17 protein-coding genes are annotated in these 25842 nt (G+C 55.3%); 8 read left to right on the top strand and 9 right to left on the bottom strand.

The features are described from left to right. The 6 genes from BN8_RS00560 to BN8_RS00535 all read right to left on the bottom strand — a co-directional run. Window positions 1-2652 (bottom strand): VCBS repeat-containing protein (locus BN8_RS00560; protein WP_040005188.1); only part of this gene is annotated, 2652 nt, incomplete at its 3' end. A 105-nt stretch (window positions 2653-2757) separates the two neighbouring features. Then, window positions 2758-4293 carry a RagB/SusD family nutrient uptake outer membrane protein gene (locus BN8_RS00555; protein WP_009279800.1) on the bottom strand — a complete coding sequence of 512 codons (1536 nt, stop codon included), beginning with the start codon at window positions 4291-4293 and terminating at the stop codon, window positions 2758-2760. 133 nt (window positions 4294-4426) lie between these two features. Further along, window positions 4427-7933 (bottom strand): SusC/RagA family TonB-linked outer membrane protein, encoded by a 3507-nt coding sequence (locus BN8_RS00550; RefSeq protein ID WP_229367619.1) that lies wholly within the window; start codon window positions 7931-7933, stop codon window positions 4427-4429. 17 nt (window positions 7934-7950) lie between these two features. Next, on the bottom strand, window positions 7951-8928 hold the full coding sequence (locus BN8_RS00545) for a FecR family protein (protein WP_009279798.1): 978 nt from the start codon (window positions 8926-8928) through the stop codon (window positions 7951-7953). A gap of 109 nt (window positions 8929-9037) precedes the next feature. After that, window positions 9038-9667, bottom strand: coding sequence for an RNA polymerase sigma factor (locus BN8_RS00540; RefSeq protein ID WP_009279797.1), 630 nt, complete (start codon window positions 9665-9667; stop codon window positions 9038-9040). Window positions 9668-9874: 207 nt separating this feature from the next. Further along, window positions 9875-12229 carry a TonB-dependent receptor gene (locus BN8_RS00535; protein ID WP_009279796.1) on the bottom strand — a complete coding sequence of 785 codons (2355 nt, stop codon included), beginning with the start codon at window positions 12227-12229 and terminating at the stop codon, window positions 9875-9877. A gap of 164 nt (window positions 12230-12393) precedes the next feature. On the opposite strand from BN8_RS00535, the gene BN8_RS00530 reads away from it, so the two are divergent. Together BN8_RS00530 and BN8_RS00525 are read left to right on the top strand one after the other, a co-directional pair. Beyond that, window positions 12394-13530 carry a PepSY-associated TM helix domain-containing protein gene (locus tag BN8_RS00530; protein WP_009279795.1) on the top strand — a complete coding sequence of 379 codons (1137 nt, stop codon included), beginning with the start codon at window positions 12394-12396 and terminating at the stop codon, window positions 13528-13530. A 51-nt stretch (window positions 13531-13581) separates the two neighbouring features. Further along, the gene (locus tag BN8_RS00525; RefSeq protein ID WP_009279794.1) at window positions 13582-14511 is read left to right on the top strand and encodes an ABC transporter substrate-binding protein; all 930 of its coding nucleotides are present in this window, start codon (window positions 13582-13584) and stop codon (window positions 14509-14511) included. A 5-nt stretch (window positions 14512-14516) separates the two neighbouring features. Here the strand turns inward: BN8_RS00525 and moaA are convergent, their stop codons facing one another. Then, window positions 14517-15497, bottom strand: a complete 981-nt coding sequence (gene moaA / locus BN8_RS00520; protein ID WP_040005186.1) for a GTP 3',8-cyclase MoaA — start codon at window positions 15495-15497, stop codon at window positions 14517-14519. Window positions 15498-15681: 184 nt separating this feature from the next. On the opposite strand from moaA, the gene BN8_RS00515 reads away from it, so the two are divergent. From BN8_RS00515 to BN8_RS00505, 3 genes are all read left to right on the top strand, one after another. Further along, the gene (locus tag BN8_RS00515) at window positions 15682-16587 is read left to right on the top strand and encodes a hypothetical protein (protein ID WP_009279792.1); all 906 of its coding nucleotides are present in this window, start codon (window positions 15682-15684) and stop codon (window positions 16585-16587) included. A gap of 207 nt (window positions 16588-16794) precedes the next feature. After that, window positions 16795-18300, top strand: a complete 1506-nt coding sequence (locus tag BN8_RS00510; protein ID WP_009279791.1) for a phosphatase PAP2 family protein — start codon at window positions 16795-16797, stop codon at window positions 18298-18300. Window positions 18301-18497: 197 nt separating this feature from the next. Beyond that, window positions 18498-19052, top strand: coding sequence for a hypothetical protein (locus BN8_RS00505; RefSeq protein WP_009279790.1), 555 nt, complete (start codon window positions 18498-18500; stop codon window positions 19050-19052). On the opposite strand, the gene BN8_RS33100 is transcribed toward BN8_RS00505, so the two are convergent. Further along, window positions 19034-19228 carry a hypothetical protein gene (locus BN8_RS33100; protein ID WP_192579006.1) on the bottom strand — a complete coding sequence of 65 codons (195 nt, stop codon included), beginning with the start codon at window positions 19226-19228 and terminating at the stop codon, window positions 19034-19036. The genes BN8_RS00505 and BN8_RS33100 overlap by 19 nt on opposite strands. A 121-nt stretch (window positions 19229-19349) precedes the next feature. Here BN8_RS33100 and BN8_RS00500 point away from each other — a divergent pair, with 121 nt between their 5' ends. The 3 genes from BN8_RS00500 to BN8_RS00490 all read left to right on the top strand — a co-directional run bounded on the left by BN8_RS00500 (window position 19350) and on the right by BN8_RS00490 (window position 23134). After that, window positions 19350-20456, top strand: coding sequence for a hypothetical protein (locus BN8_RS00500; RefSeq protein ID WP_051040973.1), 1107 nt, complete (start codon window positions 19350-19352; stop codon window positions 20454-20456). 230 nt (window positions 20457-20686) lie between these two features. Then, complete coding sequence (locus BN8_RS00495) at window positions 20687-21571, top strand: hypothetical protein (RefSeq protein WP_009279788.1); 885 nt, start codon at window positions 20687-20689, stop codon at window positions 21569-21571. Between the two features lie 12 nt (window positions 21572-21583). Next, window positions 21584-23134 (top strand): phosphatase PAP2 family protein, encoded by a 1551-nt coding sequence (locus BN8_RS00490; RefSeq protein ID WP_009279787.1) that lies wholly within the window; start codon window positions 21584-21586, stop codon window positions 23132-23134. A gap of 173 nt (window positions 23135-23307) precedes the next feature. Here the strand turns inward: BN8_RS00490 and BN8_RS00485 are convergent, their stop codons facing one another. Beyond that, on the bottom strand, window positions 23308-25788 hold the full coding sequence (locus BN8_RS00485) for a hypothetical protein (protein ID WP_009279786.1): 2481 nt from the start codon (window positions 25786-25788) through the stop codon (window positions 23308-23310). Window positions 25789-25842: the final 54 nt, after the last annotated feature.

Below are 25842 nucleotides of genomic sequence, written 5' to 3'. Positions count from 1 at the left end.
CTCTCCTTTTGAAGGAGAGGGGTGCCCGTTAGGGCGGGGTGAGGTTAATTCACTATCGTTGCGCAATAGATAACTTCGGGCTGGCTTCGGGTACTCCTGCGGCACCACCCGCCCACCGATGAACAAATCCAGATCGCCGTCCTTGTCGAAATCCCCGGCTGTTATGCAGGAACCACTGGCCGTTGTCGGCGGCAAGGCATTGACCGCGGGTGTTAAATGCCCTTTACCGTCGTTCAGGTAAAGTTGATCCTGAAATTTCGCCTGGTTTTTACCGAACTCGGTACTCCCCCGAACCGTGTACAAATCCTGGTCGCCATCGTTATCGGCATCGAAGAACAGGACACCGGTTTCCTCTTCGTCCTTTGTCGGCATGGTCATACGCCGGAACGTACCGCCAGACTGCTGCACGAATAATACTCCGGATTGCTGGGCAGCCCCGGCAATATAGACGTCGTCGAGCCCATCGCCGTTAACGTCGCCGACGGCCAGGCCCGGACCAATCTGCGAGTGTTTATGCGGCAACAGCATTTGCTGCATTTTGTAATCCACAAAATCGGTCTCCTCATGGCGGAACGTAAGACCAACGGCCGCTGACACCTCCCGAAATAGCGGTTGTGACGTCGGGTTCTGCTGAAGCATGAACGAAGCCTCCTGCGGTCTGGCCTGCGCCTGATTGAGCGTCAGGACCTGATTCACGGCTACGTTGGTCAGCAACTGCCCCCGACCATCGGGCCAGCGTATTTTGAGAGAATCAATCTGCTTTACTCCACCTAATCCAAAGTGCATCAAGGACTCAACCGTTGACTGATACCCCCGCTGCACTACCTGCTCGGCGTACTGCATCTGTCCCTGGTAATGAATACAAACGGTTGCTCCCAGCCCGCTGAGGTTTCCGGTATCCCCTTTCAGCCGAAGCCGCAGAAACGCATTGTCGGCCGCGACCTGCCCCTGTATCGTGTTGTTCCGGTAAATGAAGGCCGCGTCGTTGACATTGTTCATGACCAGGTCCAGATCACCGTCGTTGTCGAAGTCGGCGTAGGCCGTGCCGTTCGTATACGAGGGTTGGTCCAGCCCCCATTCTTCCGCTACGTTGCTAAAGGATAGCCCCGTACTTCCTGCGTCCTGTCCCTTCCCGTTATTTCGGTACATGAAGTTAGGTTTATGTACCCCTTCCAGCGTTTTCAGGCTTTCGAGAATGCGTCGATGCCGGTCCTCGTCAGAGCCAAACTGGTTAGCCTCACGGTTGTACGTCGAAAAGTCGAGATCCGTTACGTCGCGCCGGTACCCATTGGTGATGAGCAGATCCCGGAAGCCGTCGTTGTCAAAGTCGGCCAGCAGCGGACTCCAGCTCCAGTCGGTCGCATAAATACCCGCCATGTACCCGATGTCGCTGAATAAGGGTGTGGGGCTGGGAGCTGGGGGCTGGGGGGAGTGCTGTACGCTTTGCCCCACGCCCCTTGCCCCTTGCCCTTTGCCCCCCGGCTCAAAGCCGCGATTTAATTGCAACACATTCCTGACGTACTGAGGCTGGTAACCCAGGCGCTGGGCCATCTGAAACTTGTCGTACGGTATCGTTCCGAACATGGTTTTCTGCCGCAGGTTATCGTCCGGCATCATATCAACCACTGTGATTTCGTTCAGGCCATCGTTGTTGATATCAGCCATGTCGACGCCCATGCTGTTGTGGCTCTGGTGCTTGAGGGCATCGGTAATCTGATTGACGAAGTGACCGTGCTGATCGTTGATGTACAGCACATCGTTCGACTGGAAATCGTTGGCTACGTAGATGTCCGGCCAGCCATCCTGGTTCACATCGTTGACGATCACGCCCAGCCCCCACCCTTCGTGGATGATCCCCGCTTCCTGCGATACGTCGGTGAAATGAGGCAGGGAGCGGGGGGCAGGGGACGGAGGGTTTATTCGATCATTCCTGCCGGCCCCAAGCCCCTTGTCCACCGCCCCTTGCCCACCGCCATCATTCCGATACAGTTTATCTACGCTGCGGGCACTACCGTTGTTACGGGGTCCAGTTACGGTGTTACGATTGTATTCTTCGAGGGCATTGGTCAGCAGATACACGTCCAGGTCGCCATCGCGGTCGTAGTCAAAGAAAGCGGCCTGCGTACCGAAGCTCGAATCGGCCAGTCCCACCTGCCGGGCTGATTCAACGAACCGCGGCACACCGTTGGCGTCGTTACCCTGGTTCACAAAGAGCAGTTTAGGAACGGACCTGCGCTTGTCGGGATGCAGGGTCGATACGAATACGTCCAGCCGCCCGTCCTGATTAATATCCACCACGGCTACCCCCGAACACCAGACCTTCGTACCAACCCCAGCCGCTTCGGTCACGTCTTGAAACTGGAAATCCGCCTGGCCGGGAGCGGTTTTGTTCAGGTACATCCGACTCGACACCTGGTTACCGGCAAAAAATACATCGGTCAGACCATCCCCATTGAAATCGCCGACTCCAACGCCCCCCCCATTGTAGATGTACTCGAACTCCAGTACGTTGAAGGAATCCGTTTCGGTGATGGTATTAGTAAAATCGACGCCGGTCCGACTGGGACTTAACAGCTCAAACCGGGCTGATCGCTGACCGCAACCGGTTAGCCATACCACACAGCCAATAAACAGAAATGAGACTAAACGCATAGGGTAAGATACGAAAAAAAAGCCTCCTCGGTGGAGGAGGCTCTTGCCTGATGTTCCAGGTTTCAGGTTCAATACGAAGGCTGAAACCCTGAACATCAACCTAAATCAATAGCCTGGGTTCTGATCGGCCTGGCTCAGCTTACCGTTGTTATCCAGTTCCTGCTGCGGGATGGGCAACAGTTCCTGCTTACCTCTGGCGAAATACGAGATAGGCTCTGTTTTCAGCTTGTTCTGTGCCCGCCAGCGCAGAATGTCGCGGTTACGAATCTGCTCACCGGCCAGTTCAACGCGCCGTTCGTGCATGATGGCCCGGAACACCTCGTCTTTGCTGTTGACAGGATAAGCCTTGGTTGGATATGACGGCATAGCAACGCTCTTCCGGGCCCGCACCTGATTCAGCAGCGTGATGGCAGCGGCCGAATTACCCGTTTCGTTCTCGGCTTCAGCCATGCCCAGCAGTACGTCGGCATAGCGAATGATTCGCATGTTAATACCTGACGTATAGAACGTTTCAGCATTTTTGTACATGGCCGTGTATTTCCGCCAGCTTATTTTCTGAGTCGTTCCGTTGAACGGTTGCGCGTTGCCCTGTACATCGCCTTCGGCCAGCGTCCGGGCACCGTTGTTAAACTTATCCCCGATGAAATAGAAGTTGTAGCCCAGGCGCGGATCGGTTTTCTCATCACCCTTGGCCGTATGCTCATACTCAGCCAGCAGACTTGCCGATGGAATCAGGTTCCGCCAGCCAATCGCGCTGTATTCCTGGCTGCGGGTCATCGTTTCGTTGGCGCCCCCGTCGTTACCGTCGCCATCCCAGTTAAAGTCACCGATCTTCGAGAAACCGATTTCAAACAGTGACTCAGCGTTGTTCTCGCTCTCCTCCTGGAAGTTAGCGTCGTACTCGTCGGTCAGGCGATAGAGCCCTGAACTGATGACCTTCTGAAACTCCGTCTTAGCTTTGGCATAATCGCCTTGTTGCATATAAACCCGGCCCAGCAGCGCAGCAGCCGCTCCACGGGTAGCCCGGCCCAGATCGGCCCCGCTGTAGCTCGCCGGCAGATCAGCCTGAATCGCCTGTAGATCAGACGTAATCAGTTGGTATACCTCAGCCGGTGTTGCCCGGGCTTTGGTGCCGTCAACGGCCGTTACGTAGTTCGTATAGAGAGGAACGCCCCCCCAAAGCGTAACCAGATCGAAGTACGACAGGGCCCGCAGGAATTTAGCCTCGGCAATGGCCCGCTTCGTCAGCGTCGGATTATCGGTTACCTCCGCGCCCTTATCGATCACGACGTTGGCCCGGTGGATGGCCCGGTACAACCCGTTCCACACGGAAAATGCCACCGGATTGCCCGGAATCTGCGCCCCGATCAGAATCTGGTTACGGGGGGCTTCCAACTGCCCGCCACCCGAGGTCATTTCGTCGCCACGCAGGTCGTGCAGGAAAAACCATTCGCGACCGGTCAGGTTGTAGCTTTGCCAGATCGCATACACGGCATTGACGCCCTTAACCAGTTCAGCCGCGTTATTATAGTACGTTTCGGTTGTGTACTGATTGGGATTTATCTGCTCCAGCTTATCCGTGCTACAGCCTAAGAGCAGCCCCAGGGTAATGGTTGTGACGGTTAAATAATTACGTTTCATTGTATAGTTCGTTTGAAACTTACGTACATCGAATCCTTTTTATTGTTGTGAAGCATTTTATCTTCTGCTGAGAAAAAATTGCATCTAATATACATCTCCTGCCCTGTTATATACAAGGCAGGAGATGTATTTATCAGAAGCCAAGTTGCAGCCCAACCATCAACGTCCGGGCCTGCGGGAACTGGCCGTAGTCGACCCCGGTGGTTAACGGTGTGTTGGTACTGGGGCGTGAACCGATTTCAGGGTCGTAGCCGGTGTACTTCGTCAGCGTCAGCAGGTTGGTAACCGCTACGTACAAACGAGCGCGGCTGAGCGTGCCACGCGTCCACGACTGCAGCGCCCCGGCGGGCATGTTGTAGCCCAGGCTGAGGTTTTTCACGCGCATGTACGAACCATCTTCAATGAACCGGTCCGACGTACGGGTGTTGCCGTTAGGATCGCCACTAACCGCCCGGGGTACGTCGGTGTTCGTGTTGGTCGGCGTCCAGGCGTTCAGTACGTCCGTGCCCGCGTTGAACAGGCGCAGCATACCCTGCGTCAGAACCTTCACCCCATTGTACACCTTATTACCCTGTACCCCTTGCAGGAAGAGGGCCAGATCGAAGTTGCGGTAGTTGGCGTTGAAATTGAACCCGTAATTGAAATCGGGCAGGAAACTACCGAGGTTCGTCCGGTCATCAGCATTAATCACGCCATCATTGTTGACGTCTACGAAGCGAATGTCGCCGGGTTGGGCGTTTGCCTGTGTTGGTGCTGCTCTGACCTCGTCAGCCGTCTGGAAGATACCGGCCACTTTCCAGCCGTAGAACGACTGAATGGGCTCACCCGCAATGGTCCGGGTGATGTCGAACCCGCCGTAATCGGCGTTATTTCCGTTGAACAACGGTGAAATGTTCGGTCCCAGATTCAACACTTTATTGCGGATAACGCTGGCGTTGGCCGATACGTCGAACTTGAATTCGCCCTGCCGGCGGTTGTAGCCGATCTGTAGTTCAACGCCCCGGTTGCGCATGCTACCTACGTTTACGATCGGCGACTGCGAGTACCCGATAGACGGGGCAATCGGCTGGCCCAGAATCAGACCGTCGGTAACGCGGTTGAAGTATTCGGCCGTCAGGGTGATGCTGTTATTCAGCAGGCCCAGGTCCACACCAACGTTGGTCATGTCGGTTACCTCCCACCGCAGGTTGGTATTACCGAGCTTGTCGAAGTACGTTCCCTGCACGCGTTCGCCGTTGAAGATCGCGTTCGTCGTCTGCGATACGGCTACCTGCCAGTCATAATCGCCGATGCCGTTGAAGCCCATCGACCCGTAGCTGGCCCGCAGCTTCAGTTCGGAGATTGTCGGTACATCCTTCATGAAGGCTTCTTCACTGATGCGCCAGCCGGCCGACACGGAGGGAAAGTTACCCCATTTGTTACCGGGTGCAAACTTACTCGACCCGTCGCGCCGGAACGAAGCGCCTACCAGGTACTTACCACCGTACTCGTAGTTGATCCGACCCAGATAGGAAATCAGTATGTTCTGGTTCCGTCCGCCGGTCAGGCCCAATCCCGTTGACGACAGACCACTCACCTGCCGGATGTCGTTTGACGTAGCGTTGCCCGATGCGTTCAGGTTTGAATAGATACCGGCCTGACGCTCGGCTACTGCCACGGCATTGATGCTGTGTTTACCAAACGTGCGCTCAAACGTCAACTGATTCGAGATCAGGGGTGAGGTGTAGGTATACCGGTTGTCGGTCAGGGTAGCCAGTGCGCGGGCGTTGAAGCTTTCGTTATAGATCGGCTGGAACGCGTAATCGCGTGAGGTTACGTAGTCAATGCCCCCCCGAATGCGGTAGGTCAGTCCTTCGAACAGCTTCACGTCGAGGTAAGCGCTTCCCAGGAGTTTCAGCCGCTGCGTATTGGTCCGGTCCTGTAAAGCCGCCCGAACCGGGTTCTGAGGGTCCGATGCGTCCGAGCCATCCGGACCGCGGTAGCCACCCACCAGGAAGGGGTCAGTAACCGGCATATACGGCGTCATCCGGATCAGATTCTGGATCTGCGTCCGGCCGCCGGCTTCCACTTCGCTGTACCGGTCGTCGTACGAAATCGTCAGCGTCTGCCCGAATGTGAAACGCTTGCTGAGCGTATGATCCGAGTTGATCCGGAAGTTCCCCCGCTGATAGCTTGTTCCGATCATGATCCCATCCTGCTTGAAATAGCCCAGCGACGAATAGAACCGCGATTTGTCGTTACCACCGGATAGTTGCAGGCTGTGCTGCGTGATGGCTGCATCGCGGAATACGGCATCCTGCCAGTTGGTGTTGGTCTGGGCGTAGGTTTGCGTAGCGCCCTGGTAGATGGGCTGGTTCATGTTCAGGAAGCGGGCCGGTCGGGCGTCGATTGGCGCGCGGTTTTCGGCGGCAGCCTTATCGTTCTCTGCGTTTTGCAGCAGAGCCGTACCGTATTGCAGGTACTGGTCCGTGCTGAGCAGGTCGAGTTGCCGCCAGGCGCTCTGCACACCCGCGTAGCCGTCGTAGTTAACGTGCAGCTTACCGTCGCGGGAACCGCGCTTGGTCGTGACGATGATTACCCCGTTTGCCGCCCGCGACCCGTAGATTGCGGCCGACGAGGCATCTTTCAGCACGTCAACGCTTTCGATATCGCGGGTGTCGAAGTTATTCAGATCGCTCGTTGGGTAGCCATCGATGACATAGAGTGGGTTGGATGCATAGTTGATCGAACCGATACCCCGGATACGGACAATCGGCGATGTTCCCGGCGAACCGTTGCTCACGACGCTGACACCCGGCACCCGACCCTGAATGGCACTTTCGACACTCGGTACCGGCAGTTGCGTTACTTCCTGCGACGAAACCGACGAGATGGCCCCCGTTACGGAAGCCCGCTTCTGGGTACCGTACCCCACAACGACCACTTCGCTCAGTGCTTTTACGTCCTCAGCCAGGGTGATGTTGATCTGGCTGCGGCTCGATACGGCCACCTCCTGCGACAGATACCCAACGAAGCTGAACACCAGGGTAGCATTGGTACTGGCATTAATCGTGTATTCGCCGTTGGCGTTGGTGGTCGTACCACGGTTTGTTCCCTTGATCACAACACTGACTCCGGGAATTCCCGACCCATTTCGGTCAACGACACGGCCCCGGATATCCTCCAGCGGTTTTGTGGTCGTCATTGACCAGCCAATCCGCTCTAATTTGTTGATCGTCCGTTCGGGGAGGGCCGCCGGTTCGCCGGCCGTAGCCATTTCGGTTTTGGTGTCAAGCTGCTCGACTTTCCGAAAAAACCGACCACTCTTATCGTTCGCCGATACGATTGCGTAGAATTTAGGCTGCACCTTCCGGTACGTCAGGCCTTTGTCGGTCAACAGGTTGGTCAGCGCTTCTTCTACATTCTGGCTGTGATGGCTCCTAAGCGTAACGCGGGTATCCATCAGCGTCGTTGGGTAAATAAACGAAACGTTGTAGTGCTGCTCCAGTTCAGCCAGGGCACTACGCAGGGTAATCAGGCGGGTGTCGCTCTCTTTAGTTTGTTGAGTCGCATGCCGATTAGAAGAGGCCAGGAGCTGGGCCTGAGCCGGCAACGTGCCGATCAGAATCAGCATTCCCAGCGCAGACAGGAATCGCTTCATAGATAAAGTAGATTGGGTCATTGGATTACGATTCGGTTAGATTGACGGGTAATATGAAAATCGAAAAGTGTAGATAGGCCCTTGAGAATAGTGTCGATATTCTGATTTGGGATACTGCCTGAAAACTGCTGCTTTTGCAGAGTAGGGTCGGCGATTTCAACCTTGACCCCGTAGGTTTCTTCCAGCATCTGAGCAATTTCCAGCAGGCTCATGCCCTCAAACACCAGTTTCTTGTCGCGCCATGAGGCCAGCGCTTTGGCGTTCACCTGTTTTTTGTAGTACGTTTTGCCTTTTGTGTCGGCGACAACCATCTCGCCAGGCTTCATCACGAGTTGTTTTTTCCGCTGTTCGTCGAGTAGCAGCCGAATACGGCCTGTATCGAGGGTTACTTTGGTTTTTGATTTACGGGTATAGACATTGAAGCGCGTGCCCAGCACTTCCACATTCATGTTGGCCGGCAAGTGTACGACAAACTGCTGATGGCTCTTTGTGTGCACTACGTCGAAGAACGCTTCCCCGTCGACCCACACCTCGCGGGGTTTATCGTCGGTCCAGCGGATTGGGTAGGTAACGGACGAATTGCCATTGAGCGTTACGACCGACTGGTCGGGGAGGGTAATCAGCCGGGTCTGGCCGTAGGGGGTCCGCAGGGTTACACAGGGCTCTTCAATCGATTGCTGATACAGCCACCAGCCACCTATCCCCAGCGTTAGTAATACAACGGCCGCAGCCGCCCATCGTACTGCCCACCACGTAGTGGACCGGACGGGTGCCAGAGCGGGACGTTTGGCTGCCTGGACACGTTTGAACACCCGCATGGCTTCGGCGTGTTCGGCGGGGTCAAGCTGCATTCGCTTTAATGAGCTGGTTTCCCGGTCAACCACCCGCTGGAGTAACCGCTGACCATCGTCTGTTGCCAGAAACGCCAGCACCTGTTGGGCTTCGGCGGGTGAGCATTCGTTACGCAGGTACTTTTCCAGTAATTGTTCATCCATAGCATTCAGGTTCCTTTGAAAAGGTCAAGACGTTCTGCTATGGATACACATTCGTGTGCCCGGAGTATGATAGAGCCGGTAAATTTTTTTGTTTTTCTAGGCAGACCCGTTATAGCTCGCCTAACAGCAGCATGAGAAGAACAGGCAGCATACCTTCAATATCGGCGTGCTTGCCGAGGTAGCTTTTCATGAATTTGGTCGCCTGCGAAAACTGGAATTTAACCGTATTGATGGAAATGGAGAGCTGGTTTGCCACCTCAGCGTTGTCCAAACCCTGAAAGACTTTCAGCCGGAAAATGTGTTGTTTCTGGGGAGATAGCTGCTTCAGCCCGCGCTCCACAATTTCGCCATATTCGCGCCACTGGTAATCATCAGCGGCCGTTGCTTCCGTCGTATAATCTACACCCAACGGGTTTGATAACGACTCCCATATCTCCGCATGGTTGTTGCGAATCACGTTCAGTACGTGGTTCCGCATGGAGATTGACAGAAATCCTTTGAGCGAATACGTTTCGTTAAGCGCCAGTCGGTTGTCCCACAACTTTAAGAAAATATCCTGAACGGCATCTTCAGCCAGTTCGGGGTCTTTCAGAAATTTCAGGGCAATGGCGTTGAGGTGTTTGTAGTAGCAAAAAAAGACTTCTTCGAAGGCACGCTCGTCACCGGCCCTTACACGCAGGGTCAAATCCGCTTCCCAATTGGAGTCTGACTGAATTACGAACCGTTTCGTGTTACGCATCGGTCGCCGGTGATTTTTATTCGGCTAATTTAATTAATTGGCTTAGAAAAGCCAAAATCTATGTTCTTTATATGCTATTCTGACCTGACAAAACAAAAAAGCCTGTCCGTTCGGAACAGGCAGGCTTTTCAACTATCGATATGGCTTATGATGTATACTATGATTCGGCGGATGCTGAAGCCCTTTTTCCGCTACGTTCCGACCGGGTCAGAACCGGTAGTTAGCCGTCAGGCTAAACCGCGAACCGGGGGCTTTTATGTAATCAGCATCGCGGGCAGCCCACTGCGAAATCGGCGGGTAGTAGTCGCGGTTCAGCAGGTTTTCGATGCCCAGGGTCAGATTCAGATTCTGATTGATCGCATACCCACCAGTCAGGTTCACGACCGTATAGGGCGTTACGGGCCCCTGTCCGTACGTGTAGAGCCCCCGAGCGTTGGGCAGGAACCGGTTGCGGGCACTCGACCGGAGCGCATTCACGGTCAGGTTCCAGCGCGAACCGGGGCTGATGCGTACGTAGGCCGTTGTTTTAGGGGCCATGATCCGGTCACCACCCAGGTAGGTTTCGTAATCTCCGCTGTTGTTGCCATCTGTTTTGCCCTCTACGTACGCATACGCACCACCTACCGTCAGAAAGCTGAGCGGGCGCACATCAATGGCCAGTTCGTAGCCCCAGACGTTCTCGGGCGACCGTACCACTTCGAACACGCCCGACGGCAGTTGTCGATACGATGCTCCCAGCTCCGACGTACTGCGGAACAGCGCCAGGTCATAATGAACGTAGCGACCGATGTCGCCAATGGCACCGGCTTCGTAGTTATTCACCAGAATGGGATCCGTTGGCAGTTGCGATACGATGCTCTTCTGTGATGTCCGTAAAATCCGACCTAACTCATTGATGGAAAACGACTGCGAAAAGCTGACAAACGGCTGGAAAGCCCGCACTCCATTGTAACGCAGCCCTACGTTGCCGACAAAAGCATTGTAGTTCAGCGTACCACCCTGCACCGCCACGCCCCCGTCGAATTTCTGCGTTGTCGTATTATACGTACGTAGTGTCGTGAAATCAGATACATCAACGCGGATGTTTTCGAACCGGGCACCAGCCTTCAGCACCAGGTTGTTCAGGATATCGAGCTTCAACTGAGCGTAGGGGGCCAGGTTCCGCATATTCATGTCGGGCGTCCAGAACCGACCGTCCTGCAGTTTCTGCGCGGTCTGGTCGCTCAGCAGGTCAACGCCGTAGAGCAGTTCACCGCTCAGGGCCGAACCCAGGCGGTAAGGCGACTGAAGGTTCAGCCGCACCCCTTTTTTACTGGAAACGATATTGGATTGCCCGCCATTTTCGAAGTACTGGGCATCGTAGCCATATACAGTACGAAAACTCTGCCCGTACACGATTACCTCAGCATCTGTACCTCCCACAATACGGCTGTAATTATAGCGGAGCGTTACGTTGTGGTTATAAGGCGTTCCCTGCCGGGTTCCCAACGCCGTTTCGGTGGCAGGGACGCCGATGCTGGGGGTTTTACCGTACACGCCCACCTTTTCGACGTAGTTCAGATCCGACCGACTCGCGTAGAAATTGTACATCACCTCCAGCCGCTGCCGGTCGGTAAGGGTGTATCCCGCTTTGGCCAGCACGTTGTAATTGTTCATCTGACCGGGGCTGTAGAACGGCGACAGAACCTCCCCGTTGGCGTCCCGGAGCAGACCCGTCCGCTCAAACGTACCGTTCAGCACGTAGTCAACCTTACCCGTCTTGCCTGTAAACTGCTGGCTGAGCCGGAAGCCCTGCGTCTGGTCGAGGCTGCTCAGCCCGCTGGTCAGGCCTGCCCAGGTCTGGCTCGTGAAGGGCTTGGCCGTTTCGGGCCGCTTCGTGATGTAGTTGATGATACCCCCATCGGCGCCGTTACCGTAAATGGACGTAGCGCCCTTGATCACCTCAATACGTTCGAGGGCCGAAGGATCGATCAGTCGCAGATCCCGGCCACCGTTCCGTAGCGGAGTTGACTGCGGTACGCCATCGACCAGGACCAGCACCTGCCGCCCGCGCAGAGTCTGGCCCGTGTTGCTCGTCCGGTAGGTAGCCGGGGCCAGTCCGGGAACAGTGTATTGCAGGACATTGGTCACGTCGGCGTTCAGGGCCGTTTGCTCAGCGATCTGGCGTTTGTTCACAATCGTGATCGCCGACGGCACCTCATTGATGGTTTCGGCCCGGCGGCTCGCCGTTACGACCACTTCATCGAGCGAGGATTCGCTGGCCCGGGCAGTCAGGTTCAGAGAAGCTGTTTCGCCGGTACGTAGCGTAACCGACTGCCGAACAGTTTCGTATCCAACACCTGATATGGATAAAGTATACGTACCAGCCGGGGCGGCTACCTGAAACTTACCCTGTGCGTCGGTTTGCGCTCCATAGCGGGTTCCGGAAAGGCTGATATTGACGGCGGCAACTGGCTGGCCGGACGCATCCAGAACGGTTCCCTGTAGCGTGGGCTGTTCAGATTGAGCAAAAATTGTACAGTGGATGGAGAGGAATAAGCACAAAAAGAAGAATCGCAACATAGGATTAACTCAGGGCGAGTTCACATAATTTGGGGCAAACTTAGCGCTTGTTTAGATTCAGTCAAAATAAACAAACGCATAATTTGGATTAAATCTAAAGAAGCTCCAGATTTGTAGGACAAAGCGGTAGACTGTTCTGTTGACGGCGGTCCGTAGTACTACGTATGAAGAAGCTCTTCGGCAAACTACACCTGTGGCTTGGTCTGGCGTCAGGCCTGGTTGTGTTCATCATCAGCCTGACCGGCTGTCTGTACGTTTTTGAAGAAGAGCTCCAGGCGCTTGTGTATCAGAAGCAATTGTTCGTAGCGCCCCAGCCAGCGCCAACCCTCAGTATGGGGCAGGTAGCCTCGGCCGTCGGCAGGGAGTTTCCGGAAAGTAAGTTGCAGCGTATCTTCCGTCGGCACGACCCTGACCGCAGTTTTCAGGTCATTTTAAAAGACAAGCGCCTGGTCAGTATCGATCCGTACACGGGTGCTGTGTTGGGCGTTCGGAACCTTAAAACCGACTTTTTCGCCATCGTTCGGGACATTCATACGAGCCTCATGCTGGGTAAAACGGGCAGTACGATCATTGGCTATTCGGTACTGATCTACCTGTTCATGCTGGTGTCTGGCCTGATTCTCTGGTGGCCACGCTGCAAAACCGTATTGAAGCAGCGCCTGGCTATCAAATGGAACGCCCGCTGGCGCCGGGTCAACTACGACTGGCATGCTGTTGGTGGTTTCTATGCCATGTGGCTGTTGCTGGTTATTGCCATGACCGGCCTGATCTGGGCCTTCGACTGGTGGGAAAACGGGTTATACGCCCTGACTGGCTCTCCCGCCCGCGATCGTGAGAAAGCTGTTTCGGTCTACCAGCCCCAGGGAAAACCTACCTCCATCGACAAGGCGTATGCACAGGTATTGGCCCTTGAACCAAACTCGTTCGAGTCCTACGTTATCTTCCCGGCCGATTCGGTGGGGGCGTTACGGGTGCAGGTCCGCTACGACCAGAGTGCGTTGTACCGGAAGTATAACATCTTCTACTTCGATCAGTACAGCGGGGCGATGCTGAAGGGAAAACGTTACCAGGATTTCTCGCGGGGCGACGTAGCACGGGGAGCCGCCTACGACCTTCATACGGGCGGCTGGCTTGGCTTGCCGGGTAAGATTCTCGCTTTTCTGGCCAGCCTGTTTTCAGCCTCACTGCCGGTGAGTGGCTTCCTGATCTGGTGGGGGAAACGGAAGAAGCAAACGAAGGGTAGCAAAGCCCCTATCGAACGCCGATGGGCTGCCCGTAAACTGGTTCGTGAGGTAGCCTGACCAAACCTTACCGGCGTCTGGCAGTTAACTACTGACCAAACTACCTCACACATGACCATCCGCTTAGCTCTCGACTGGACACCGAATACCAATCATACTGGCTTCTATGTTGCCCTTGCCAACGGCTACTATCAACAGGCTGGTCTGGACGTACAGCTTCTGTCGCCCGACCAGGACAACTACCAGACAACACCCGCCAAAAAAGTAAACCAGGGTCAGGCCGATCTGGCCATTGCTCCGTCTGAAAGCGTCATCAGTTTCCACCTCAACGGGGTACCGATGGTGGCCGTAGCGGCTGTGCTGGCCCGCGACGCCAGCGCCATCGTGACGCTTCAGCAAAGCGGCATTAACCGGCCCAAAGAGCTTGATGGCAAGGTATATGCGTCGTACGGCGCCCGGTTTGAGGACGAGATCATCAGCCAGATGATTATTAATGACGGTGGCCGGGGGCATTTCGTTTCGCACAAGCCCGCCAAGCTCGACATTTGGCACGCCCTGCTAACCAGCGAAGTGGATGCCACCTGGATTTTCCTGAACTGGGAAGGGGTCGAAGCGGACCTGAAGGATATCTCACTGAATCGTTTCCAGCTCAGCGACTACGATATTTCGTACGGCTACAGCCCTATTCTGGCCGCCAACCGCGACTGGGCCAATGAGAACGCGGATCCCCTGCGTTCGTTTCTGGCCGCTACGTCCCAGGGATTCCGGTTTGCGGTTGATAACCCCGAAGAGGCCGCTGATCTGTTCATACAAACGGCCAATCACCCTACTCTTTCCAACCGCGACTTCGTGGAGCAAAGCCAGCAGGTTGCGGCTAACTACTACCTGAACGGCGACGGACAGTGGGGCATCATGAGTCCGAACGTATGGCGATCATTCATCAACTGGCTGGTTCGTAACCGCCTGCTGACGACTCAGGACGGCGAACTGGTGCAGGAACTGGACATTAACCAGTTATATACGAACGAATTTTTGTCGTAGGATCGTTAACCACCGATCGTAGCCATCGACTCCGTAACGGTATCACGTTGCCGTTCCGCTTCGAATCCATTAACCGGTCGGTGGGCAAAAGCCCGCAGAAAAGCGTCAGTTAATTCAGCATCTGTAGCCTGGTTTCGCAACAAGGCCCGTACGTCGAGTACGCCGTTGTCGTAAAGGCAGGTTTTGAGCGTTCCCTGGGCAGTCAGCCGAATCCGGTTGCAGGTGCCGCAGAACGTCCGGCTAAAAGCTGCTATAACACCAACCGTTCCCCGGTGGCCGGGAATCTGATAATTGGCTGATGTTGAAAACGGCGGATCGGATAATTTCGCCAGATCGGGGTACTGCGCTCTGATTTCGTCGACGATGCGTTGGTGTGTCCAGTGCAGAACCGGATAATGGCTACCCTCACCATTAAACGGCATTTCTTCGATAAACCGAACGTCGACGGGCTGGTTACGGGTTAGTTCAACCAACGGACCAATATCCTCGATGTTCTGTCCATCCATCACCACGGCGTTGATTTTCGTCTGAATACCGGCCGCCAGCAGGGCATCGAGTGTCTGGAGCACGGCGGGTAGCTCGTCGCGCCGGGTAATCCGGTGAAACCGCTCCCGGTCCAGCGTATCGAGGCTCAGGTTAACCGACCGTACCCCCAATTCGGCCAGTTCGCGCACGTGAGGGGCCGTCAGTACGCCGTTGGTCGTCATCGACAAATCATCCAGCCCGTCAATGACCGCCAGCCGACGCATGAAATCCATCAGATTAGCCCGCACAAACGGTTCCCCTCCCGTAATCCGAACTTTCGACACACCCAGTTGCGCCAGCACCCGGACGACCCGCTCCATTTCTTCGTACGTCAGCAACTGATGCTTAGGCAGATACTTGATGCCTTCCTCCGGCATGCAATAGAAACACCGCAGGTTGCAGCGATCCGTTACGGCCAGACGCAGGTAGGTGATGGGGCGCTTATGGTTGTCGTAAATCATGAACGGTCGTTGCACAGCAGGGTAACACAAAAATAGGGCTTTTGGCTCCAATTGATTCCGCATCCTCAGATTACGCCGGGGCGCACAGATGGAAACCGTATCTTTGAACGTTAGGCAGGTGTCAATGACCCGTGGGCTCCTTTGTGCGACGCCTGCTCCGTAAACTCATTACTACACGTTTTAGATGAAGCAATTAAGTAAGGGCGTTGTTCAACTGGCGCTATGGCTACTGTTGCCCGCCTGTTCGTTCGCGCAGGGCCTGGTGGATGGTTTCATGCGCGGCCAGGACAAAGCCAGCTTCGCGCTCACCTACTCGCAGGAAGCCTACGACACGTACTACGCCGGCACGACCGAAGTCCGGAATCCCAACCTCGGTACCATTACAACCCAATCCATTAACCTGTACGCTACGTATGGCCTGGCCTACGATATCGACGTGATCGTGGCGGCTCCCTACATCCGCACCGAATCCAGCGCCGGTTACTGGCAAAAACAGGAAGGGTTGCAGGACCTGTCGGCCGCGCTGCGCTGGGAAGCCTACGACTGGAAGTTCGATGGCGTAACGGTATCGTGGCTTTTTTCAATTGGTTACACCTTACCGCTCCAGAAATACGTTATCGACGCGCCCGTCGCCATCGGCCACGGCTCGCGTAACCTCGACGGCCGGACGTTATTGCACATTAAAGCCGGCGCTTTCTTCCTGACGGGCCAGTATGGCTACATCCGGCGCGGAGCCGTTGACCTCGACCGCGTCGTGAATTACTACGTACCGGATCAGGTAAACCCAAACATCGGCACGAAGGTGAACGTACCTGACGTAACAGACTTGATTATCCGGAGCGGTTTCTCTACCAAACATTTTTACGTTGACGGCTGGGTCCAAAAGCAGACACCCTACAGCAAAGGCACGGATATTGGCCCTGCCATCCCGTATCCAACCAATGCGATCGGATTCACGCGGGCAGGTGCCAACCTCTACATCCCGCTTATCAAAACCTTTGGCCTCACGGGGGGCTACAGCACAACCCTCAGCGGCCGTAATATTGGTAAAGCCACGCGGCTCAGCGGAGGGTTTGTGGTTGGATTGTGAGTGTCCAACCTGGACGCAACGCGAGATTCTGCACAGCCGGGTTACCGGTATTCAGTGTTGTCAGTTTTGAGAAACTGACAGGTGCGGTTCCTCAGAACCGTCTTCGAAACGATTAAACGCGGTTCTGGAAACCGCACTTGTCGGGTTCTGGCGCCCGGCATTACATCGACGGTAAGTGTACTTGCCGTTATAGTTTGACTAACAGATATGAAAAAATATTCTTGGTTTTTACTTACGGCTGGGCTTCTCTTCTGGACAGTTGGCTGCAAAGAGCCGGTTATTGATGAGCCTATTCCTACCTTCTACGCGCCGGCCACCACAGATCCCGAAGGCGGTAACTGGCGTCCTATTCTGTTCCAGTCCGTAGCTGATGTTTGTGTGTCTCAGCCGGAACCCGTTACGTCCGACGCTTACAAAACGGAACTGATTGACGTACAAAACGGGGCCTTTGCCCTGAACGTTGAGCAGATTGATGCCGTCAACTACTGGGCCGCCGGCGGGGTACTGCGCTGGAACCAGATTGCCCGGCAGTTGATTGCCAAGTATAATGTAACGCCCGGCTACAACGATGCGACCGGTCAGACGGTCCCATTCGACCCAAACAAACCGATTGTAGGGTTTCCCGCGGCAGCACGCATCCTGGCGCTGCTCAGCGTGGCTCAGTATGATGCACTCGTAGCTGCCTGGCACGCGAAGTACCTGTACAACCGGCCGTCGCTGGCTCGTCAGGGAGTAACGCCCCGCCTTCCCGTTGCCGATCTCCCTTCCTACCCTTCCGAAGACGCGGCTGTTGCGGAAGTCTCCTGCCAGGTGCTGGCGCTTCTTTTTCCAGATGAAACCAACTGGCTGATTGCGAGAGCAGGTGAGCACAAACAGAGTCGGATCTGGGGCGGTGCCAACGTACCGAGCGACATAAAAGCCGGGGATGAAATAGCCCATTCGATTGCGCAGCGTGTGATTACCTACGTTCAAAACGATGGCATTCAGACGCTTCCTGATGTGAATAACGCCTGGGAGGAACTCCGGCGATCCGCTTCGTACGACGTAAAATGGGTGAGTCTGGCGATACCCGCCCGTCCACCGATCTTACCCCAGTTCGGCACCGGCAACATGTGGTTCAGTCAATCGGACGACTTCCGTAAGGCCCCCGCCCCGCCTGCAACCACCTCACCGGCTTTTCAATCGGCACTCGCAGAAGTCCGCACCATTGCCGATAACCGGAGCCGGGATGAATGGCGCATTGCCAACCTCTGGGCCGATGGCGTAGGAACGTACACCCCAGCCGGGCACTGGAACCTGATTACTGAAGACCTTATCCGGCAGGACCGTCAGAACGAACTTCGGGCCGCCCGCACCCTGGCGCTGCTCAATCGGGCCTTACAGGACGGGGCGCTTGCCAGTTGGTTTACGAAGTATCAGTATTTTGTTCCCCGTCCGTCCCAACTCGACCCAACAATTAAAGCGGCAACGGAAATCCCGAATTACCCCAGCTACGTTTCGGAAATCGCGACCATGTCGGGAACGGCATCAACAGTGTTGGGTTATCTGTTCCCATCGCAGGCAGCCAGGATAAATGAGATGGCAGCTGAAGCGGCTGTTTCGCAGCTGTACGGCGGTACGCAGTATCGGTTCGACTCTGTGGAGGGCATCAAGATCGGTCAGAATATCGGCCAGGCCGCCGTCAACTGGGCGAAAGCTGATGGAGCGAAATAACTGACGGATACGCTGCACGTACACTTTTCAGGTTGGCGTTTGACTGTAATGCGCTGCATTACAGTCAAACGCCAACTCGTTTTCTGACAGGGTTTTCCACAAACATTTGCACTGAATGTCGAAAAAATCGCCTAAGTACAAATACCAAATTTTCCAAAAAGAATTATATTTGACTAAAATTTACCCTTGAATCGATCGTGAGACGTGTAATTGGCTTTGGACTTTGCCTCTTGCTGCTCTACCATACGCTGGGCTACGTGCTCGTATTTTTCAGCGTTCGGTGGCAGGAACAGCATGACTTGTCCAAAGAATTGCTCGTTTATCGATCGGTGGATAGCCTTGTTGAGTTTCAGATTCCGCTGAGCAATCAGCCCGATGAGATCGACCTCGCCACGGCAACCACAGACGGGTTCAGCTACCGGGGCCATTATTACAGCGTGGTCAGCATGGAAATACAGGGCGATGTTCTGCACATTGCCGGTCTGGAAACCGCCAGCCGCTCGTTCTGGCAAAGCGACCTGCTGACCTTCCTGCACGATCACCTGACCAAGCCCGACGATGCTAACCGCAAAGCCGGTCAGTGGCTTAAGTTCTTACTCAAAGAGTATTCGCCTGCTTCCCGTTTAGTCCTTCATTTCCCTCACATTGACCGGCGCGATCCCGTACGAATCCCCACTCATACGTTTGTGGTGCCGCTGCGAGCCCTGCCGGTTCACTCGCCCCCTCCGGAGTTTCAGATTGCATTGGTGTAAGGCAGATGCGACAGTCGCTGATGGCTGTGCGTTTGGTAGTCAGACGTACTCCCCGGCTGCATAGTCGACTGTGCTCTGGTCAGACTTGACTCGGTCAGACGTACCGTCAGACCTTGGGTGATTCGGTGGGTACTTCGGTCTGACGGTACGTCTGACCGCCCGGACAATGCTGCCATCCTGCTTTACGACTGTAAATCATTCAATCTGGAACCAATTCATGGCGAAACGCTCCAGGCCATGAACCCCATTTTACTTTTCTCCCGGAGCAGAGGGTCTACAATTATGAAATCTTTCCGTATGAGCATAGGGCTCTTAATCCTATGCCTGACTGTCTATAATCAACTTTTTGCGCAGGGTTGTATAGCTATTCGCCACATGAGCTGCGCGGCTCCGGCGGGTGCCTCCTCAGCCGACTTCTTCAAACAACGTACCGGCCACTGGCAGATCAACGCCGGCTACCGCTACTTCCGCTCATTCCGTCATTTCAGAGGGGATCACCAAGAGCATGAGCGCATAGATCAGCACACAGAAGTCGTCAACGTATCGCACGCGCTGGATCTGGGCATCACCTACATGCCGACGCCCCGCTGGTCAATTTCGGCATACCTGCCGGTTCAATACAATGACCGGTCGTCGCTGTACGAACATTACGGCAACGCCATCACCCAGAACCCCGATCAGAAACGCTTCCACACGGGTTCGCAGGGGATTGGTGATATGCGTATCTCGGGCAGCTACTGGTTAGTTAGCCCGTTCAAACTTCCTAAGGCTAACCTGGCAGTTGGCTTAGGCGTGAAGCTCCCAACGGGAAACTACCGCGTAACGGACAACTTCCACAAGCTCGACAAGGAAAAGAAAGACTACGTTATCAACAAACCGGTCGACCAGTCGATTCAACTCGGCGACGGTGGCGTGGGCGTAAGTCTGGAAGCGCAGGGGTATGCCCAGTTTACCAAGTCACTGACGGCTTACGTTAACGGTTTTTACCTATTCAATCCACGCGAGACGAACGGTGTTGTCCGCAATCCAGAAGCCACGACGATTGACTTACTGGCGGGCGAATTTTCGGTGGCCGACCAGTTTGCAGCCCGCATTGGCCTGAGCCAATCGCTACAGTTCATTCCAGGGCTGGCGGTCATGCTCGGCGGCCGGGTGGAAGGCGTTCCGGCCATCGACGCCATTGGAGGCAGCAAGGGGTTCCGTCGCCCGGGCTACATCGTGTCGGTTGAGCCGGGTCTGACCTACATGCGGGGTAAGTTTTCGGCGGCCGCTACCGTACCCGTGGCCCTGTATCGCAACCGAATCAAGAGCTACGCCGACCGCCAGGACCCAACCGGCCAGCGCCACGGTGATGCCGCTTTCGCTGACTACCTGGTGTCTATCAACGTATCCCGCTGGTTTTAAAGCAGGTCCGCAGCGATCAGATCCCGATCAAAACCCGGTATGGGCAACTTGCTGATAGCATGTTCTATGAACCTTCCTCTTCAAGCGCCGTAGGTGAGTAATAAGACCACATCTACGGCGCTACGGAGCCTTCAGCGTGATTGTGGGTATTAACAGGACTGGCTACGGACTTAGGAGATCAAGCTGCTCCCCTCTAAGATTTACATAGCATTCGAATCTTCACAATTAGTATGAAACGAATTCTTTACGTAGGACTTCTCCTACTGATAAGCAGCATCGCGCGGGCACAAATGCCCAGCGATGCGATTTATATGCCCAGAAAGTCCGTTTGTATTGCGGGCATTTACAGCCGTAGCTCCTGGAATCAATATTGGGAAGGAACACTCAAGCGCGAAAATCTCAACATCGGGACGCACACAACTCAGAGCGTTATGCTCATGCCGGCCATCGGCATTACCGACCGCTTCAACGTCATCCTGAGCTTGCCGTACGTCTGGACCGAAACCAGTGCGGGTAACCTGATGGGCCAGAAAGGCATGCAGGATCTGTCGGGCTGGTTGAAATACAAGCTCTTCGATCACAAAGGCTTTTCAGTCAACGGCTTAGCGGGCGCTTCGATTCCGGTCAGCAATTACGTACCGGATTTTCTGCCGATGTCAATTGGCCTACAGGCCCGCACCGTTACGGGTCGTTTGCTGCTCAATTATACCCACCCCGGCACCGGATTGTACGTAACGACCCACGGCAGCTACAACTGGCGGAGCAACATCCGGATCGACCGCGACGGATACCAGGCCCACGACCGGCTATACAACACTGACGAAGTGAGCGTCCCGAACGCCATTGATGCCGGTATCCGATTAGGTGTTCTGCGTAAAACCTGGCAGACGGAGGTATGGGCCGAGCGATTCGCCTGCACGTCGGGCGATAATATTCGCCGGAACGATATGCCTTTCCCGACCAACAAGATGGAAGCGACATCGGTAGGCTGGTACGGCAAATTTCAGCCCCGCAACATCGGGGTGAATGCTCGCATCGGCTACGTCACCAGCGGCCTGAATGTTGGCCAGAGTACCAGTTACTCGGTGGGTCTGTTGTATCAGTTAAATTTTTAGTGACTTACTTCCATGAAACGAATACTCCGTAACATTCTCATACTCAACCTGTCAGTACTGGGTCTTTCGTCCGTATTGACTTCCTGCGACAAAACCATTGACGAACCACAGCGTGTCGGTTACGCCCCCGCCAGCGTCGACGAAAAAGCTGGTACGTGGAAGACCTATATTCTGACGGCTCCAACCGACGTAACCGTATCGACACCCGCGTCCGTGTCCTCAACCGAGTACCAGGCTGAGCTAACCGACCTCAAGTCAAAGTCGGCGAGCCTGACCCGCGAACAGCAGGAAGCTGTTACCTACTGGGGCGCCGGGGCCGTGTACCGCTGGAACGAGATCGCCCGCGAATTGGCCGCCCGCTACAATGTACCACCCGCGTCGACGCCCGACGGTAAGTACCCGAATCCTGACCCCAACAATCCCCTGGCTGATCCACGCTTCCCGTTTGCGAACCCGCCTTATACGGCACGGGCGCTGTCATACCTGAGCGTTGCCCAATATGATGCGTTGGTTAGCGCCTGGCATTATAAATACCAGTTTGGGCGGTCGGCACCGTCGAAGGTAGATGGAACAGTACGGGCTGCGTTGCCTACATCAGCTTTACCATCGTATCCTTCGGAGGATGCGGTCGTTGCGGCTGCTTCGTACACAGTCCTGAAAGCCATGTTCCCCGGCGAAGTCCCGTTTCTGGATGCGAAACTGGCCGAACACCGTAACAGCCGTTTGTGGGCCGGCATGAACGTAGCAAGTGATCTGGTAGCCGGGGCTGATCTCGGCAGTCAGGTGGCGGCTAAAGTGATGGCCCGGGCCAGAACCGACGGCATGAGTGCCGCCAATAACCAGGCCCTCACGACCGACATGATTGCAGCCGCTAAATCCCGAGGATTGAGCGAAATCTGGGTCAGTCAGGAGATTCCGGCCCGTCCACCCATGCTGCCCAACTACGGAGCCGTTGCGCCCTGGAACTTCGATAAAGCAACGATTGCCAAGCTACGCCCCGGCCCTCCGCCGGCATTGGATAGCCCGGATTTCAAGAAAGCCCTTGATGAGCTGAAGGCCATCAACGGAAACCAGACGCGTGAGCAAGCCCGTATCGCTAATTATTGGGCCGATGGGGTGGGAAGTTATACCCCGCCCGGTCACTGGCACCGAACGGCAGCCGATGCTGCTCACGAAGCCCGCTTCAGCGAAATACGTATGGCCCGCACCCTGGCGTTGGTCGGCACCACGCTCATGGACGCGGGTGTATGCTGCTGGGAAACGAAATTCTATTACTATTACCCACGCCCGCAGCAGTTCGGTCTAAAAACCTCGGTGGGCTTGCCTAATTTTCCGTCGTACACGTCCGGCCACTCGACTTTCTCGGCAGCCGCAGCTACGGTGCTGGGTTATGTCTTTCCGGATCGCGCAACTGAGTTCTGGTCCCGCGCTCTGGAAGCTTCTGATTCACGGATCTACGGTCTGATTCATTACCGATTTGATTGTGAAGCCGGGCTGACCTGTGGTAAGAATATCGCCAAGTACGCCATCGAGCGCGGCCAGGCTGATAGATCCGGTTTATAAAATAGTTTGATTTTGAGTACAATACGTTGCTTTCCGCTTATACCACCCCTCGCAATCTGAGAAGTATTCCCAACCGGTCAGGTAGTTAACAACTATCATGACCGGTTGGGTTATGCATGCAGATCGCCTTTCAAAACAGGCCATTTCGGGGAACAGCTAACTTAGCTTATCCCTTATTTGTACTCCAGCAACGCAGTCGCTTCGCAGGCTTTGTCGGTTTTGAAGCGCACCCAGCGGGCCTGAAAATCCTTCGGAAAAGCGAAGTTAGCCACTTGCCCCGGTGTGATCATGAACGTTTTATACGGCATCCAGACGCCCGTGCCAACCGGATCAGCTTCTACCGTGAACGTAACGGGGCCGGTTGCCTTGTGCGACAGTTGCAAACTCCGCTGATCATAAAAACCAATCAGGTAAGGATCAGAGGTTTCGTTGGCCCGAACCGTGGTATTTTTCCAGGGACCACCATGTCCCGTTGGTTTGCCCAGCTTCCACAGATCATCAATCACCCCGGCCCAGACAGCCGCTTTTTTGTCGTCCGACACAATGATGTGTTCATTTTTAGCCGCCATTTGCAGGTCAATCCCTGTCATCAGCAGCAGCCCGCGGTACGATGCATAATCGTTGATACGTAGGTTGTGCGAAGCAATCGGCCGGATTTTAGCGTATCCGTCAGCGTTTTCGGCCGGTAGCTCGTAGAACGTACCGTGGCAGTTAAACAAATCCCGTTCGGTGGCTACCTCACGGCAAATTCGCAGCGTAGCCTGATTCGTCAGGTTTGTGTACGCGTCGTTGCCCAGTGGTAGCCGCCAGCGACGGCCTTTATCGTCAACAACCAGTACGCTTGCGTCATCGATCGTCACGACTTTCTGCGGGATCGCAAACTTGCTTTTGATGAACGAGTGCGTTTCGGTATCCTCTTTCCGGATCAGTTGCATGTCAGCGTTGAGTTCATAGTAGCCGACATCGCCCGGCCTGGTGCCTTCGAACGTAACGGCTGCCAGTCCCAGCGCCCGGCGATTCTTACCCAGACCATACAGCATACCCCCCGCCAAACTGGCCGAGGATACATTGCTCAGACCGGCAAATATGGAGTTGGTAGAAGTGCTGCGAGGGTCGTTAGTCGCGTACGAAAAATGGGCGGATAGGTTAGCTGCCTTGTTTGACGATAAGCGAATCCATTCACCGGCTGCGTTGGTAGGAAAAGCAACCTGAACAGCAGCGCGGGGGCCCACAGTTGCCGTTTGGAGTGATGACCACGTACCCTTACCGGCTTTGTCCACCTCGAACGTAATGGTTACGGCTGCGTCACTGTTGTTCTGCACCCAGGCTGAGCGGTTGGCCCAGCCCGCAAACAGAAACGGCTCGGAGGGATCGTTGGCTTTAACCGCTTCGTTGAGCCAGACGGCGCCCTCGGCCGTATTGGGGCCAAGCTGATCGGGCAGGTTCAGTGGTGCAAACCACAGGTTTGAGTTTGACTGGCCGGGCCCCTCGATGTTCCCCTTTACCTTCCGCTTATTCAGGAACTCCTTCTGAGCCGAGTCATCGCAACCAAACACCAGTTGGTCGTTCCAGCGGGCGAAGTCGCCAATCACTTTCAGGTACGCCGACCGGGGACGAATACCGGCGGTATTGGACACCGTAAAGCTGCCCGGAAAACGCCAGAACAGGCCGTGCATCGTCATCAGGTAATCCGGTTTGCCAGCCGTACCGACATCCCGGATACGTGGCCATTCGGTGTTCCAGCCGTGGGCACCATCGTAGCTGTGGCTGGCTTTGGGCAACCGGAAAAAACGCCAGCCTGCCTGCTGGTCACGAACGCCGAGCAAAACTGATTTGTGGTCCCAGCCCGTCGCCCAGATCGGATCAGTATCCGGATTCTTATTGCCATAGATACCACCGGGACCGGTCACCTCCACGAACTGATTCCGACGTACCACCGTCCAGTTTTTTCCATCCCACTCAGACAGTGCGCCGGCGTCAATATCAAACTGCTCCAGTGCTTTCTGACCGGTTTCGCCGTTGTTGGAATACACCATCACGCCCTGGCCCGAATACAGCCCTTTTCCGTGCGCCCCCGGCAGCAGCGACGTTGGCTGGTTCCCCGTTTCGTCGGCACCTTTCTCGTGTTTGATGTTTCCGTCTTCGTACAGCAGGGTTGGGGTCAGGGTTTTGACATCAACTTCATAAAAGCCCTCTTCCATCGTGCCGTAGTAGATCTTGTTTTTCGGATCACTCAGGTGGCGGGCGTTCCCGGTATGGCGTCCCGGCATGGCTTTGTAGGGCATCACCCGTACGCTGCCTTTGCTATCAATGGCGTAGGGACCAATGAACAACTGCCCGCTTTCGGGGTGGATCATCCGGTTGGCAGGTGTGCCACCGATGCTTTCCGGGCGAACGGTCTGCTGCAAATCCGCCGTGATTTCGTACAGCTTATCCGACGACCCGAACGGCAGATGCGGCCCGTAGGTAACGACCCAGAGTTTTCCCGCCCAGGGAACCACCGCGCCGGTGCCGCACTCCCCTTCATTGTTGTACATAGCCAGGTGCGGGTAAATGCCGCTGTACGATGGCCTGCCTTTCGGCTGGGCAGTTACCGGTTGACTCAGCATCAGAAGCCCGGCGGCAAGACAAACCGGAAGAATCAATTTTTTCATTAACGCAAGGATTGGATTAAGAATCAACTACGGTCCGGCGATTGAGCGACTATA

Source organism: Fibrisoma limi BUZ 3, assembly GCF_000296815.2.
Classification (GTDB): Bacteria; Bacteroidota; Bacteroidia; order Cytophagales; family Spirosomataceae; genus Fibrisoma; species Fibrisoma limi.
Note: the sequence above shows the minus strand (reverse complement) of the source record. Positions and strands in the feature narration are given on the sequence as shown.